This is a genomic window from uncultured Roseivirga sp. (genome assembly GCF_963973945.1).
In the GTDB taxonomy this organism is placed as follows: Bacteria; Bacteroidota; Bacteroidia; order Cytophagales; family Cyclobacteriaceae; genus Roseivirga.
This window is the reverse complement of the sequence record NZ_CAXBBV010000014.1, coordinates 22,235-36,631: the sequence shown is the minus strand read 5'-3', so window position 1 is coordinate 36,631 and position 14,397 is coordinate 22,235. Positions and strand designations below refer to the sequence as shown.

15 protein-coding genes and 1 other RNA gene are annotated in these 14,397 nt (G+C 38.6%); 5 read left to right on the top strand and 11 right to left on the bottom strand.

The window, feature by feature from the left end; genetic code table 11:
• Positions 1–285: 285 nt before the first annotated feature.
• The 3 genes from AAC026_RS17375 to ffs form a co-directional block, all read right to left on the bottom strand.
• Positions 286–414, bottom strand: coding sequence for a hypothetical protein (locus AAC026_RS17375; protein WP_260310861.1), 129 nt, complete (start codon positions 412–414; stop codon positions 286–288).
• Positions 415–903: 489 nt separating this feature from the next.
• On the bottom strand, positions 904–1,698 hold the full coding sequence (locus AAC026_RS17370) for an MIP/aquaporin family protein (protein WP_339700719.1): 795 nt from the start codon (positions 1,696–1,698) through the stop codon (positions 904–906).
• Between the two features lie 43 nt (positions 1,699–1,741).
• Positions 1,742–1,839, bottom strand: an RNA gene (gene ffs, locus AAC026_RS17365) — signal recognition particle sRNA small type.
• 197 nt (positions 1,840–2,036) lie between these two features.
• Between ffs and AAC026_RS17360 the strand changes: the two genes are divergently transcribed.
• Genes AAC026_RS17360 through AAC026_RS17350 form a run of 3 tightly spaced genes read left to right on the top strand, consistent with a single transcriptional unit; the run spans position 2,037 to position 4,542 of the window.
• On the top strand, positions 2,037–2,207 hold the full coding sequence (locus AAC026_RS17360; protein ID WP_339700717.1) for a hypothetical protein: 171 nt from the start codon (positions 2,037–2,039) through the stop codon (positions 2,205–2,207).
• A 9-nt stretch (positions 2,208–2,216) separates the two neighbouring features.
• The gene (locus AAC026_RS17355) at positions 2,217–3,920 is read left to right on the top strand and encodes an ATP-binding protein (protein ID WP_339700714.1); all 1,704 of its coding nucleotides are present in this window, start codon (positions 2,217–2,219) and stop codon (positions 3,918–3,920) included.
• Positions 3,913–4,542, top strand: a complete 630-nt coding sequence (locus AAC026_RS17350; RefSeq protein ID WP_339700711.1) for a response regulator transcription factor — start codon at positions 3,913–3,915, stop codon at positions 4,540–4,542. The genes AAC026_RS17355 and AAC026_RS17350 overlap by 8 nt, the downstream gene beginning before the upstream one ends.
• On the opposite strand, the gene AAC026_RS17345 is transcribed toward AAC026_RS17350, so the two are convergent.
• The 4 genes from AAC026_RS17345 to hemF are packed head-to-tail and all read right to left on the bottom strand — an operon-like array spanning position 4,539 to position 6,765.
• Positions 4,539–4,793 carry a hypothetical protein gene (locus AAC026_RS17345; RefSeq protein WP_339700709.1) on the bottom strand — a complete coding sequence of 85 codons (255 nt, stop codon included), beginning with the start codon at positions 4,791–4,793 and terminating at the stop codon, positions 4,539–4,541. The genes AAC026_RS17350 and AAC026_RS17345 overlap by 4 nt on opposite strands.
• Positions 4,790–5,302, bottom strand: coding sequence for a hypothetical protein (locus AAC026_RS17340; RefSeq protein ID WP_339606720.1), 513 nt, complete (start codon positions 5,300–5,302; stop codon positions 4,790–4,792). Before AAC026_RS17340 ends, AAC026_RS17345 begins: the two co-directional genes overlap by 4 nt.
• Positions 5,299–5,859 carry a phosphatase PAP2 family protein gene (locus tag AAC026_RS17335; RefSeq protein ID WP_339700707.1) on the bottom strand — a complete coding sequence of 187 codons (561 nt, stop codon included), beginning with the start codon at positions 5,857–5,859 and terminating at the stop codon, positions 5,299–5,301. Before AAC026_RS17335 ends, AAC026_RS17340 begins: the two co-directional genes overlap by 4 nt.
• Entirely contained in the window at positions 5,860–6,765 is a 906-nt protein-coding gene (hemF, locus tag AAC026_RS17330) for an oxygen-dependent coproporphyrinogen oxidase (RefSeq protein WP_339700846.1), read from the bottom strand.
• 128 nt (positions 6,766–6,893) lie between these two features.
• Between hemF and AAC026_RS17325 the strand changes: the two genes are divergently transcribed.
• Entirely contained in the window at positions 6,894–8,993 is a 2,100-nt protein-coding gene (locus AAC026_RS17325; RefSeq protein ID WP_339700705.1) for a thiamine pyrophosphate-dependent enzyme, read from the top strand.
• Between the two features lie 64 nt (positions 8,994–9,057).
• Here AAC026_RS17325 and AAC026_RS17320 read toward each other — a convergent pair whose 3' ends face one another.
• The gene (locus tag AAC026_RS17320; protein WP_339700703.1) at positions 9,058–11,541 is read right to left on the bottom strand and encodes a BamA/TamA family outer membrane protein; all 2,484 of its coding nucleotides are present in this window, start codon (positions 11,539–11,541) and stop codon (positions 9,058–9,060) included.
• On the opposite strand from AAC026_RS17320, the gene AAC026_RS17315 reads away from it, so the two are divergent.
• Positions 11,532–12,269, top strand: coding sequence for an RNA methyltransferase (locus tag AAC026_RS17315; protein WP_339700700.1), 738 nt, complete (start codon positions 11,532–11,534; stop codon positions 12,267–12,269). The genes AAC026_RS17320 and AAC026_RS17315 overlap by 10 nt on opposite strands.
• Here AAC026_RS17315 and AAC026_RS17310 read toward each other — a convergent pair.
• From AAC026_RS17310 to AAC026_RS17300, 3 genes are read right to left on the bottom strand one after another with little or no spacing between them, the layout of a single operon-like run.
• The gene (locus tag AAC026_RS17310; RefSeq protein ID WP_339700697.1) at positions 12,266–13,066 is read right to left on the bottom strand and encodes a queuosine precursor transporter; all 801 of its coding nucleotides are present in this window, start codon (positions 13,064–13,066) and stop codon (positions 12,266–12,268) included. The genes AAC026_RS17315 and AAC026_RS17310 overlap by 4 nt on opposite strands.
• An 11-nt stretch (positions 13,067–13,077) precedes the next feature.
• Positions 13,078–14,001, bottom strand: a complete 924-nt coding sequence (locus AAC026_RS17305) for a ribonuclease Z (protein ID WP_339700694.1) — start codon at positions 13,999–14,001, stop codon at positions 13,078–13,080.
• A gap of 9 nt (positions 14,002–14,010) precedes the next feature.
• Complete coding sequence (locus tag AAC026_RS17300) at positions 14,011–14,394, bottom strand: STAS domain-containing protein (RefSeq protein ID WP_339700691.1); 384 nt, start codon at positions 14,392–14,394, stop codon at positions 14,011–14,013.
• Between the last annotated feature and the right edge of the window lie 3 nt (positions 14,395–14,397).

The window sequence follows — 14,397 nt, the reverse complement described above, 5'->3', positions numbered from 1 at the left end:
AGGGTATCAAGGTTTGATATTCTATGCCCAATACTTCTGACTCGTAAGAGTGCGCTAACCATCTTATCTATTAAAGCATACTTATCTCGTTTTTTAAACGGGGTTTAGAGTTCAGTTTATTCTGTTTTTTTCTGATGAAAAACGATTCGTGACAGAAATTAACTTAAAGGAATTATTGATGATGGGTGGGAAGAAATGATGCCCAATTCCCTTAAAACAGAAATGCATAGACGGTCGGGGATTGTCTATGCACTTTTTAATTACTCTACTTTTTAATTTTTCGGCTTAGCCTATAATTCCTGTTACTGAAATGAGTGTTTGGTAAGCAATGAAGGTTACGAAAACAGCAACTACTAATTTTGTTAATGAATTGGTTTTTTTAGAAGTGGTAGTTTGTGTTGTTGCAGCTTTCATAATTTCTGTATTTAAGTTCGGTAGTAAGTATCCAAATTGAGTGCCAGTGCCCTGAGCGGGTTTAAACCTGCTTTTTCTTGTTGAGATTATCCCGAATTGGGAATTAGCTTGGTCTGTGGGAATGAATAAGCCTTCTAAAAACGCAGAAATGCATAGAACAAGAAATTGTTTATGCATTAATAATCCTTAGTCGATTTTTTGGCTTAGCCAACCAGCCCAGTTACAGAAATAAACGTTTGATAAACGATGAATGCTGAAAGAATACAAAAGGTAAGTTTGATAAAGGAATTGGATTTTTTTGAAGCAGTTCTTCTTACTCTTGCCTGACCCTGGTTTTGTAATGTTGCAGTTCTCATAATACTCATGTTTATATACTGATATTGAGTATTCAAATGGAATGCCATTACGTTTAAATGATTTTAACGAGGTTTTTGGCTTAAATAGAATCCCATTTTGGGATTGCTGTATAAGTTTTGAAACCGAGAGTTGCTATTTTTTCTTTGCCTCTTCTGCAATGGCGTAAGCAGTAACTAGGACACTACTTACAATACAAGCCCATGTAAGTATTCCTGTTTTAGCATTGAAAGCTAACTGATACAAACCTGCACCAAGCCCTCCTCCGATAATTGGGCCCACAATGGGAATCCAAGCATAATTCCATTTCGAACTCCCTTTTCCTTTTATTGGCAATATAAAATGAGCCAGTCTTGGGCCAAAATCTCTTGCAGGGTTAATAGCATACCCAGTTGAGCCGCCTTGCGCCATGCCAATAACAACGATGAGTCCGCCAACAACTAAAGGGTTTAAGCCTTCTACAAACTGATTAGCACCAATCATTAGTAAGCCAAAAATCAACACCATTGTGCCAAGAACTTCACTCAATAAGTTAGCTCCTTTTTGGTCAATGGCTCCTCCTGTACAAAAAACTCCTAGTTTCGCGCCTTTATCTTCGGTTTTATCCCAGTGTGGTAAATACTGTAGCCAAGTAAACGAAGCACCTGCCATTGCGCCAAGTACTTGGGCAATAATATAACCAGGCACTAAATTCCATTCAAAATCACCAGTCATGGCGAGTGAAAGAGTTACGGCAGGATTGATATGTGCTCCACTAATTTGGCCAACTGCGTAAATGCCAAAAGTAACGGCTAGGCCCCAGCCAATTGTGGTAACAATCCAGCCTGAGTTTTTAGCGTAAGAAAAATTTAGTGTAGTGGCAGCGTTGGTTCCATTCCCAAAAAAGATAAGGATGGCCGTGCCCACAAATTCTGCGAGATAAACGGACATAATCAAAAAGTCTAGGAAGTAATAATACGATAAAGAAGGGGATAAAAAAAGGCATCAGGATGTCGCACCGCTACAACCGCTTACCCTTGCTCTGTTCCCAGCCTGGGGGAGTTCAGCGGGAGCTGGTCGCACCCCTCTGCCGGGCGCAAAGGTATTAAGAAATTGCTAATAGGAAAACTTGAGAGCCGAAATATTAAATTATTATTCTCACTATTTCTGGGTATTTACTTCCTAAGCCCATTATGCTTATTTTAAGCTTGAATCTGGCTTGTTTCCCTCATAGAAAAGTAAGAGATTCATTGTGTGTATATTTTATCTTCAATCAAAAAAAGTGTGATATGATTAAAAAAGACAAACAAACCTTGACACAACAGCCATTTGGCTTTATGTTTAACCCATTTGGAGTGGCTTGCAGAAAGCCAGACCCAGACGATGACCCAACAGACCCTACCGATCCAACAACGGATCCTGATGAGGACCCTCCAGTTCATCCTCCAACCCAAAATTGATAATTGAAGGTGAGGAAGTTTTTTGTTTTAGCTGGTTTTTTTCTGGTTATCATATGCCAAGTATTTGGTCAAGAAAATCAATTTGAATCCAAAAAATCATTTGATGACCTAGTTATTAAAGCAGATCGACTTAAAGCCGAATCGAAATACGATTCGGCTTTGGTCATTTTTAATTTTCTAAAAAATAGGGCCGAGCTAGAAAATGATACGCTTAATATAATCAGATCTAATTTAGGAATTGGAGCTGTACTGTTCTTGTTGAAGGAAACAGATGTGGCTCGCGATTATTATAGAAAGTTAATTTTGATGGCTAAATCGATTAATGATTCATCTTATATAAACAAAGGTTTTTATGGAATAGGGGGGACGTATCAGATTGATGGAAATTTGGATTCAGCCTTTTATTACTATGAAAACACCTTACCTTATTTCATTGGGAAGAACCAGTATAAGGATGCTGGTTTGATTTTGGCGAATTTAGCCTCTATCTACTATTCAAGAGGAGAACTTGATTTATCCATAGAGACCTCTTTAAAGTCATCTGAGTTTGCTAAAATGGCTGATTCTCCTCAGCTGGAGGGCAGCAACTTACGGATGTTGGGTATGATTCATAGGGTTAAAAAAGAGTATGACGAATCACAGAAATATTACTTTAATGCTTATAGAATTGCAGACGCGAATAATTTTTTAAAGGACAAAGGTGATGCACTCTATGGACTGATTAAGCTAAACCGAGATCAAGAGGATTACGATAAAGTTATACGGTACTATGAGAATTATATTTCTGTGTTAGAAGATATTTACTTGAAGGGTGAGAACGATCAGATTTTGGATTTAAAGGAAAAGTATAAAACAGCATCTCTTAAATTGGAAAATGAACGCCAAAAAAACTTCGCTTTTCAACAGCGCAAATACAAAACCATTACACTAATTGTGTCAATAACTCTTGTTGTAGCAGCTTTCATAATTATTTATGTGATTGATCAACGTAGAAAGAATATAAAGGCTCTGGCAGAAAAAAACGAAGAGATCAACAGACAACAAATTGATGAACTGCTTCAAAAACAAGAAATAGCTTCACTACAAGGAGTTTTAGAAGGACAAGAAACAGAAAGAAGAAGGGTGGCTATAGATTTACATGATCGCCTTGGGGGTATTCTTTCGATGGTTAAATTACATTTTAGTGTAGTGACAGAAAGCTTGAGTAAGGATGATCAAGCGCATGCCAAGTTCATGAAAGCATCTGATTTACTAGACCAAGCCACTGGCGAAGTAAGAAGTATTTCACATAACCTGCTTTCTGGTGTTTTAATGAAGTTTGGGCTAGTTCCAGCTTTAGAAGACCTGAAAGATAAGATTTCGCAGACAGGAAAGCTTAAGGTGACCCTGTACTCTAATGAATTAAATAATGTGCTTAGTGCTGAACAAGAACTGCAACTGTACCGTATTGTTCAGGAGTTGATTAGCAATATTTTAAAGCACTCACAAGCAAAAGAAGCCAATATTCAACTTACAAAAGGGGATGAAAGTGTGAACCTAATTGTTGAAGACGATGGGATAGGTTTTGACTTGAAGGCTGTAAACAAGAAGACTGGAATAGGCTTAAGTAACTTAAAAGCAAGAGTGGCCAAACTCAATGGTAATTTCCATATTGATTCGGGAAGAGGGGCAGGCACTACAATTTCAATTGATATACCAATACACCATGATTAGAGTTCTTTTAGTTGACGACCACCAAGTGGTGATTGATGGCATATCCTCAATACTTGAGGATGACACTTCAATAAAAGTAGTAGATAGCGCTTTGAATGGGCCAGATGCGCTACGTAAACTTGAACACAACGCGGTAGACGTTTTGCTGCTGGATATCAATATGCCCGAAATGGACGGAATTGAAGTGGTTAGACAGCTGCAAAAGAAGAATATTGAGGTGAACGTACTTATTTTAACCATGCATAATAATGCTCAATTTACTAAGCAATTAATTGAGCTTGGAGTGCAGGGCTGTATCTTGAAAAACTCTGGTAAGAAGGAATTAATATTTGCAATTAATGAGGTGTCAGAAGGTAGAAGAATTTACGGAGATGATGTAACTGAGTCACTTTTTGATAGTTTGGAAAAGACTCAAAAGGCTGTAGACCAAGTACAATTAACAAAACGTGAGGTGGAAGTGATTAAACTGATTGCCTCAGAGCTTACCACCAACGAAATTGCCGAACAACTCTTTATCAGTTCCTATACAGTAGAAACTCACAGAAAGAATATTGTAAGTAAATTGGGTGTGAAGAACCTCGCAGGCTTAGTGAAATTTGCATACGAGAACCAGCTGGTTTAGCCCTCTTTCCTTTCAAAGAAGTCTTTTTTCATATAGAGTTGGAACTCTAATGGACTACTTTCTTTGAAATTATCTTCGGCTAAGTCATCATAAATTTCTTCGTCAAAATTCATTTCAGTTTTTTCAACCTTTCCATCAGGGTGAATAATTAATTCTGTACCAGAGAAGTCAATTGGGTTTACAGAAACAAGTACCTGATAGTCTTCAAAAACTCGTTTGAAATACTTAAAAACAATAGCGTCCTTTTTCATGGTTTTTTTATTAACACAGCTTTCTGAATATTTCTGACTTTTTGAGCCTTTACTTCTGGAGAGTTATCTTCTCCACCAGTAGTAAGCGACTGACTTTCAGTAGTTGTAATAGTTTCAAAATGAATTTTCCCATCGATTAACTCATAGCTTACTAGAAGCTCGCTTTGCATTACCGTAAACCAACTATAAAGTCCTTGGTTAACATGGCTTAGGTAAAGTTGAATGGAGTTTTGTTCATCCAAAACATATTGATTTGGATCAGTTTCATTCTTGTAAAGAAGATAATCCCTTAACTGTTCCTGTTCACCAGAACCATAAATGATTTGCCACTTCCAAGATGAGTCTGACTGCGATATAATGTTCAGCCCCATATCAACAGACTGCTGCAACCCTTTCTCATTATAAATTTCGAGTTTTCCACGCCATTCACCTTCCCAGCTTTTCGAAAGTTGGGCATGGCTGTATAATAGAAAGCTAAAAAAGATTAGCCCAGTATAGAAGACTTTCATGCTTTGAAGTGATTGCTAAGTTTTTTGAAAAAATGATAGGAGATAAAGGCAGCTAAAAGGCCAATGATTGCTCCCATAATTACATCGCCAGGAAAGTGAACGCCTAAATAAACCCGACTATAAGCAATTAAAGCGGCCCAAGGCAGCAAAAGCCAAATGTATTTTAGCTTGTCTTTTAAACAGAACCAACAGAAAAAGGCAAGGGCAAACATATTTGAAGAATGGGACGAAGCAAAGCCATATCTTCCACCACAGCCATCGGGTATATGCACCCAATCCATCATTTCAGGATCGTGACAAGGCCTAAGGCGAGCTACCCAAGGTTTTAAAAGTCCTGATGCCGTTTGGTCACTTATCAATATGAGCAAACCAAGCGAAAGAGCCATCCATCCGTAATTCTTATTGTACTTAAACAGCCAGTAAAGAAGGAGTATATAAAGTGGAATCCAGATAAATTTATCGCTGGCCCAAGTCATTATAAAATCACCAAAGCCATTATGCGCACCGTTAATAATGCGGAACAAAGCCTTATCCCATTGTTCTAATTGATCGATCATTTAAGGTTTTAGCCAGTTAATTCCTTTTTGTAACAAAGCTTGAGTTTTTGCCTCTTTGCTTCCTTTTAGTGGTTGAAAATCATACTCCCAGCCAGCCTGTGCGGGCAGGCTCATTAAAATTGACTCAATACGTCCATCCGTTTCCAAACCAAAACGAGTGCCTCTATCGTGTACTAAATTGAATTCAACATAGCGACCTCTTCTGAGCATTTGCCACTCCTTTTCCCTTTCACCGTAAGGAAGTTTTGAATTCTTACGCATTAAATAAGTGTATATAGGAGCAAAAGCCAGCCCAACATCTTTAACGAATTCCAGACGGTCCGATTTGCTAAAGGTTTTATCTTCTCCCAAATGATCGAAGAAAATGCCCCCAATTCCTCGAGTTTCTTTTCTGTGTTTAATGTAGAAATAATCATCTGCCCAAGGTTTAAACTCATTATAATAGGTTGCGTGATGCTTGTCGCATACAGCCTTTAATTTCTCATGGAAAAACTGAGAATCAGACTTATCTACATAATGAGGTGTTAAATCAATACCTCCGCCAAACCAATATTTTCCATCCGACATTTCGAAATAGCGAATGTTCATGTGAATGATAGGAACCATTGGGTTTTCTGGGTGAAGCACAATAGAAACCCCCGTAGCAAAAAAATCGCCTTCTGTAAGCCCGAACGAGCTCAATATTTTTTCGGGCGTTTTTCCATGCACAGCAGAAAAATTGACACCACCTTTTTCAATAATGGTACCATGGCGCATTACGCGGCTGATACCACCACCTCCACCAGGTCGTTCCCATTGATCTTCAATAAAGCTGCCTGTGCCATCACATTTGGTGATTTCTTTACAGATATGATCTTGAATATTTCTGAAAATTCGAGTAATCGAATCTCTGTCTGTCATTGCCATACTGCAAAAGTAAAACAAACCGCTGAAAGGCAATTCCGTATCGGAAATAGATTGCCTAACGATCGGTAGGTTTTTTAGTACAACGTTCAAAAATATTGGCTATTTTTGAATTTGACATAACCACAAATATGGGAGTTATCAAGACCAAGAAAATTTCAAAAGAAGAGAATAAAGAAATATCCATAGCCAAACCATTGTTCGAAAAGGCCTACAGATTAATGCACACCGCCATGAACATGGCGCAGACCTACGAAGAGAACAAGGCTATTTGCAGTAAATATGTTCATAGTACATCCAGAGGGCACGAAGCTATTCAATTGGCGGCAGGCCTTTCATTAGAGGCTCATGATTTTGCAGCACCATATTATAGAGATGAATCTATTTTATTAGGAATTGGTATGCAGCCTTATGAGTTGATGCTTCAGCTTATGGCGAAAAAGGATGATCCTTTTTCGGGAGGTAGAACTTACTATGGTCATCCATCTTTAAAAAGAGAAGGCTTTCCAACAATACCTCATCAAAGTTCAGCCACAGGAATGCAAGCCATACCAGCCACTGGAATGGCGCATGGTATCCATTATTTGGAGAGCCAAAACCTTCTGAAAGGAAATAAAAACCCTGTTGTACTATGCTCGTTGGGCGATGGGTCTGTTACCGAAGGTGAAGTTTCTGAGGCCTTTCAAATGGCTGTATTACATAAGTTACCCATCGTTTATTTGATTCAGGATAATGATTGGGGTATTTCTGCCACTGGTGCCGAAATGCGTGCAATGGATGCTTATGATTTTGTGTCGGGCTTTACTGGAATGGAGCGCATGCGCGTAGATGGGAGCGATTTTGTAAACTCTTATGAGGGAATGCAGAAGGCATTTCAATATGTGCGAGAAAATAGAGCGCCAATTCTTGTGCATGCCAAAGTGCCTTTGCTTGGCCACCATACTTCGGGAGTGAGAAAGGAATGGTATAGAGGAGATTTTGACGAGCACTTGAAGAGTGATCCAATTCCAAGATTGAGAAAGGAACTTAAAAAACGTGGGTGGAAGGAAGCTCAGCTTGTGAAAATTGAAGATGAGGCCTTGGCCTTTGTGCAAGCAGAGTATGCTAGAGCAATAAATGCTGATGATCCAGATATTGCCACATTTATGGATCATGAGTTTGCCCCAACTCCAATTACAAAAGAGAAAGGCCACCGAAAGCCCAGAGGGGCAGAAAAAGTGGTAATGGTGGATGCAGCCTTACATGCCGTTGATGATATTTTAAAGACTCATCCAGAATCTCTTTTCTATGGGCAAGATGTAGGCGGAACTTTGGGCGGAGTATTCAGAGAGGCAGCTACTTTGGCTCAAAAATATGGTGATGACAGGATTTTTAATACACCTATTCAAGAAGCCTACATTGTAGGGTCTACAGCCGGTATGTCGGCAGTGGGAGCAAAGGCCATTGTAGAGATTCAGTTTGCCGATTACATTTGGCCAGGTATTAACCAACTGGTAGAAGAACTTTCAAAGAGCTGTTATTTATCTCAAGGGCAGTTCCCTATTCAATCATTGATTAGAGTGCCGATTGGTGCTTATGGTGGAGGTGGCCCATATCATTCAGGAAGTATCGAATCTACTTTGCTTAATATCAGGGGAATTAAGGTAGTTTATCCATCTAATGCTGCAGATATGAAAGGCTTGATGAAGGCAGCTTTCCATGATCCTAATCCAGTGGTAATGCTGGAACATAAAGGTTTATATTGGTCCAAAGTGCCAGGAACTGAAGGTGCAAAAACATTTGAGCCAGATAGTGACTACATTATTCCTTTGGGAAAATCTAGAATTGATCAAGAAGCGAGTGAGGAAGCCATTGAAAATGGGGAAAGTTGTGTAGTAATTACTTATGGAATGGGGGTTTACTGGACACGTGCCGCGAGTAAGACGTTTAAAGGCCAAGTAGAGATTCTTGACTTAAGAACATTGAATCCTTTGGACTGGGAAGGTGTAATTGCAGCAGTGAAAAGACACAATAAAGCTTTGGTACTTACAGAAGAGCCTTTAATGAATTCTTTTGCTGAATCTTTGGCAGGGCGTATTTCAAAAGAGTGTTTCCAAATTTTAGATGCTCCTGTAATGACTTACGGGGCGGCTAACTTACCTGCAATACCATTGAACGTAGATTTGGAAAAACAAATGCTTCCAACTGCTGAGAAGGTAGAAGGAGTACTTTCAGAATTGTTGAATTATTAAGGAAATTGAATTTTAAATGTGAAGCGACTAATGGTAAATTAGTCGCTTTTTTTATGCTTTAATTTTAGAAGGCATAACCCACTGCAATATTCCAAACCGTTTGATTTTTGTTTTGAAATGGTTTTCTCCAACGCTCACCGTCAGGGTAGCGAGGGTCTCTAATTTTATGGCCCACATCAAAACGGAATACTAAGAATGAAAAGTCGAATCGTAATCCTAACCCAGCTCCTACGGCTATTTCTTTATAAAATCGATTGAATTTAAAGTCGGCACCAGGTGATAACGGAATAGCGTCATTTGGGTCTTTTGGAGCAGTATCATTGAATTTCCAAACATTTCCAGCATCTACGAAAAAAGCCCAATCCACAAAACCAGCAATATTGGCCCTATATTCTGCATTAAGCTCTAAAAGAATTTCTCCTGGTTGTTCAAACCTGTAACTGTCCTTCGAGCGGTCAGGTACTAAGTTGCCTTCAGCATCTCTCACATTGTCTCCGTTTTCATCCAGTAAATAAGGAAAAGCAGAGCCAGGGCCTAGTCGTCTTGGTGTCCAAGCTCTATTGCTGTTACTTCCACCTGAAAAGAAGTATTTTTCATAAGGTAAATCTCTGCCATTATAAGGGTCTGCAACACCGAGGTTACCTCTTACGACTAAAGCACGTTCTCTGCTCAAAGGGTAATATCTACGGTAGTCCAATTGAAATTTGAGGAATTGATAATTCTCTAGTTTATTATTTAATAAGAGACCTTTGCCAGTAATGTTCAGTATGCTTCCTCCAGCCTCAACGAAATAGCGGAAGAATGATGATGGAGAGGTTAGGTTGGAGTAATCATTATTTAGGGTTGCGTTAAATGACGTACTGGTTACAAATGAAGGTTTGAAAGCTAAATTGAGTGTGTTTCCCTGCGATTCGAGCTGATCTAATCTTTCTTGAAAGTCAGTACTGATGAACGGGGTATAAATCAAATTGACATCAGATAAAGTAAGCGTATAGTTTTTATTGCCTTTTAGGTTTTGCCAGTTGTAGGCCAAATTTCCATTAATGTTTTCTCGTTTGTATTCACGCCTGTCGGTATAAGAGTATCCTAAAGACACTGTGGTTCTAGGATTGAAAGTTTCAAGATTCAGCTTTCGCGAAGGGAAAGGGGTAATGAACCTCGGGAAACTGAGTGAAAGATTTCCTCCATACTGAAGATTGGAATTTGATGATTCTGTTGAATTTGATTTTGCGATCCCTTCAATTCCTACAAACCCATTGAGCTCCAATATCTCTAAACCTCCAAAAATATTTCTGTCCTTTAATGAAAGGTTATAGAAGGGGCCAGGGTAGCTAGAATTGGTGTTGTTATTAACGTTTAGTCCTAGTTCTTGCGTAATCTGATACTTCTTTAGCGGGGCCGTATAAAAATTGGTTATCATTTTACCCGGAACTAGAGTAGTATCAAAGTTGATGTTTACATAACGGAACATATCAATAGCCAATAATTGTCGCTGGGTATTAATTACATCGGTGTAATTGTAGAGGTTGCCTTTTCTAAAGATAAGGCGCGTGTCAATCACTTTTGGTGAATAGTAGTTTAAGCCAGAGACGTACGTCACATTTTGATATTCAGTGGTGTCTGTTTGAATGTCGCTACCATTGCTATTGAATATGACAGAATCCATTTTGTATATCTGATGTTTTGGCCTGTCAGATGGTTTGTTGATCACTGTGGCTATCCACAAATCGAGTTGGTTTGGCGTAAAAAATACATCGAACTCAATAAAACCTTTGGTGAAATTGAAGTACCCGTTGTTCTTCATTAAAGATTCAATCCTCTGTCTTTCTTGGTCAATTTTATCTTTGCTATAAGGATCTCCAATCTTAAGAAATGATTCTGCATTAGAAGCATTAATAAGGCTACTTAGTGTCGAGTCGCCCGTTCTCAGGGTTAGGCTATCTATATAGCTTCTTGGGCCTTCTAGTACAATGAACTTCTGATGAATTTTTCTTCGCTTCTCTTCTGTTTCAATATCAATTTCTGCCTTTAAAAAACCATTGTAGTTAAGGTAGGTTAGCATTCTTTCTTTTGAATTAGCAATGGCCACGCTGTCATAAACAGCCAATGGTGTGCCTGTGCGCATAGCAAAATTTCCGTTTCGTAGTTTATTCTGAAACCTCTCTAGTTTTCTTTTCTTATTGGTTTCTAGTTTAGATGTAGATTTCCCTTCTTTTTCTCTCTCTTCAATTTTCTTGTCCATTTTCTCAATGTACTTCCGTCTGTCTCGGTTAATTTCCGCGGTATCGTAGCTGTTTTCGCCTAGCTCATAAATTGCAGCTCCGAGAGGACCTAAGAGCGGAATTCGAGTGTTCGGAGTGAGGGTTATTTGTTCAGAAAGTGCATCTTTGTTGGCTTTTTCAACATCCACAATACTTTGCTTGTAAAGAAGTTTTTCGCCATCTTCCAGATGTCTGACGCCAGTACAACCGCTGATTAGGATGGTGAAAAAAAGGAATAAGAATAAAAGGTTTGCCGACTTCACAAATAGCTTACAATATGCTTTCAAAACGATTGATAAAGTACTTTAAATCTCTTCAATTAAAAAAATATAGACATCAAGAACGTAAGTTTATTGTTGAAGGTGCAAAAGGTGTTTCTGAGGTGTTACAGTCTGATTTTACCATCGACTTTCTTTTAACGACTAAGGCTTATGCTGAATTGTTGCCAGTAGATCAATTATCGAGGGTAAAGGAGGTGATTGAAGTAACTGAAAGCGAGCTTAAAATGGTTGGTACTTTTCAGACAAATAGTGCGGCTTTGGCAATTGTTTCAATGAAGAATGATTCTGACTTTATTCTCCCTGATGATCGATTGGTTTTGGCACTTGACGATGTTCGCGACCCTGGAAATTTAGGCACTATCATTAGAATAGCTGATTGGTATGGTATCGATACCATAATATGCTCTTTAGAGTCGGCTGATTTTTATAACCCTAAAGTGATTAATGCCAGCATGGGGTCTTTTACAAGGGTAAGAGTGTATTACAGAAATTTACCAGAGGTCTTTATGGTAACCAAACTGCCTGTTTATGGCGCGTTGCTTTCAGGAGAGAATATCTACAAATCAGAATTGACCAGCAATGGAATTTTACTGATGGGAAATGAATCGCAAGGGATTGCCCCAGATTTGGAGCAATATATTTCCCATTCGCTCCACATCCCTAGAAGAGGTGGTGCTGAATCTTTAAATGTAGCCATTGCTACAGCTGTTATTTTAGATAATTTCTTTCGCTAGAATAGCTTATCCCCACTTTCGTTACTTGCCTCTTCCTGAAGTTGTTCCGAAATGTCTTTCCCTAAATACCTATCTATAAAATAATGAGCAATATAGAGGAGGGGGGTAAGGGCAATTGCAATTAGAAACTTATAAATATAGTTGGTTATCCCAACGGCTAAAACCTGTTCGATTGGCCAAGAACCCAAGAAATAAAAGGCCACAAAAAGCACAACAAAACTGTCGATCAGTTGAGAAATTAAGGTGGAGCCTGTAGCCCTAAGCCAAATTTTATTGTGACCAGTAATCTTTCTTAGTTTATGGAAGACATAAACATCTACAAATTGACCAATAAGAAAGGCCACAAGTGAGGCAAAAATAATATTCAATCCTTGAGAGAATACCTTTTGAAAAGCTTCATCAATATTGAAAGCATTGCCATTGGCATCTGTAGCATATACGCCCAGCCAAAAGTCTGCGGGAACAAGCTTTATGGCTAAATAGATTACTAAAAAGGCATAAGCAATTAACCCTACCGTGATGTAAGTGATTTTCTTTACACCTCGTTTTCCGAAGTATTCATTGATAATATCTGTAGTGATGAAAACCACTGGCCAAAGCAATACTCCTGCAGTAAGGTTGAACTGGAGCATGAAATCTCCAAACAGAGAAATGTCTAGAGGGTCGAAGCCTAAGGTTTTTTCAAAAGAGAAAATTTTACCACCAATGAGTTCGGCAATCAGGGCGTTTGTGATGAAGATGCCCGCTAGAATTAGAAACAGATTGGTCTTCTTATTTTTCAGAGTCGACTCGCCCATTGCCTATGGATTTAAGAAATGTCGTCTAAGATAAAGTCTTCTCCTTCAATAGCAAGTTGAGAATTAGGGAAAACGGATTGAGCTTCAACCTTAAGTGGTTCTAATTCTTTATATCGAATGGAAAAATGGCCCATTAGCAGCATTCCTACATTTGCTTTTTTTGCAATAGTAGCAGCTTGTTTGGTTGTGGAATGGTAGGTATTTGATGCCCTGTCTTCATGTTCTTCCATAAAGGTGGTTTCATGATAAAGCATATCCGCATCTTGAATAATAGGGATAATGGATTCATCATACTTTGTGTCGGAACAGAATGCGTATTTATAAACTCGCTTTGGTGGTAAGGTCATTTGAGTATGATGGTAAATGATGTTGCCATCACCATCATAAATGTCTTCTCCATTTTTAAGTTTAACTATATTTTTAACCGAGAAATTTTCAGGCAATTTGTCCTTTATAATCCTTCGTTTTTTAGGTTTTTCAGCAAACAGATAGCCAGCGCAAGGGATTCTGTGATTCAAAGGGATAGTATAGACACTAATAAAATCATCTTCATGGATGAGTTTATGAGCCTTTGTATCGACAGGATGAAAATTTACTTGATAGTTAAATACCGTTTCGGAGTACTTAAGCTGAAGGGTGATGATTTCGGCCAAGCCAGAAGGAGCGTATAGATTAAGGGGCTTTTTTCTACCCATTAAGTGCATGGTAGATAAAAGCCCCATAATTCCTAAGTAATGATCTCCGTGTAAATGAGAAATAAAGATATTATTGATTCGCTGAATGGGTATTCTGTACCTTTTTAGTTGAAGCTGAGTACCTTCTCCGCAATCCATCAAATAGAGATGCCCTTCAATAGTAATTAACTGAGAAGTTTGGTTACGCTTGTGGGCTGGAGCGGCAGAATTCGAGCCTAATATCTTTACTTTTATACTCAAACCGCTGAACTAAGCTTCGCCTTCTTCAGCTCCCAATTCTTTTTGAAGTTCGTTCATCATAATGAATTCGATGGCTTCGTGTTGGGTAGGAAGAATCTCTAGAATTTTGTGCAATTGAGAAAGCTCAATTAATTTCTGAACCATTGGCTGTAGGCCGCTAAGTGCTAGAACTCCTTCATTTTCTGTGCAAATTCTGTTTCCTGTAAGAATAGCGCTTAGCCCAGAAGAGTCGCAATATTTGGTAGCGGAAAGGTCTAAGACCAAATTGCTAACACCTTGCGTACTTAGGTTGACAAACTCAGACTTTAAGCCTGGGGCAATTGTTGCGTCCAGTTTATCTTCGTCCAGTTTTATGAGGGTATATTTTTCTTGTTTATCTACTGTAAATTTCATCTT

Coding starts and splice junctions, on each gene's coding strand:
- hemF (WP_339700846.1), bottom strand. CDS start 6,765: ATGGCAATGACAGACAGAGATTCGATTACTCGAATTTTCAGAAATATT.
- AAC026_RS17370 (WP_339700719.1), bottom strand. CDS start 1,698: ATGTCCGTTTATCTCGCAGAATTTGTGGGCACGGCCATCCTTATCTTT.
- AAC026_RS17310 (WP_339700697.1), bottom strand. CDS start 13,066: ATGGGCGAGTCGACTCTGAAAAATAAGAAGACCAATCTGTTTCTAATT.
- AAC026_RS17375 (WP_260310861.1), bottom strand. CDS start 414: ATGAAAGCTGCAACAACACAAACTACCACTTCTAAAAAAACCAATTCA.
- AAC026_RS17335 (WP_339700707.1), bottom strand. CDS start 5,859: ATGATCGATCAATTAGAACAATGGGATAAGGCTTTGTTCCGCATTATT.
- AAC026_RS17345 (WP_339700709.1), bottom strand. CDS start 4,793: ATGAAAAAGGACGCTATTGTTTTTAAGTATTTCAAACGAGTTTTTGAA.
- AAC026_RS17360 (WP_339700717.1), top strand. CDS start 2,037: ATGATTAAAAAAGACAAACAAACCTTGACACAACAGCCATTTGGCTTT.
- AAC026_RS17315 (WP_339700700.1), top strand. CDS start 11,532: ATGCTTTCAAAACGATTGATAAAGTACTTTAAATCTCTTCAATTAAAA.
- AAC026_RS17300 (WP_339700691.1), bottom strand. CDS start 14,394: ATGAAATTTACAGTAGATAAACAAGAAAAATATACCCTCATAAAACTG.
- AAC026_RS17325 (WP_339700705.1), top strand. CDS start 6,894: ATGGGAGTTATCAAGACCAAGAAAATTTCAAAAGAAGAGAATAAAGAA.
- AAC026_RS17340 (WP_339606720.1), bottom strand. CDS start 5,302: ATGAAAGTCTTCTATACTGGGCTAATCTTTTTTAGCTTTCTATTATAC.
- AAC026_RS17350 (WP_339700711.1), top strand. CDS start 3,913: ATGATTAGAGTTCTTTTAGTTGACGACCACCAAGTGGTGATTGATGGC.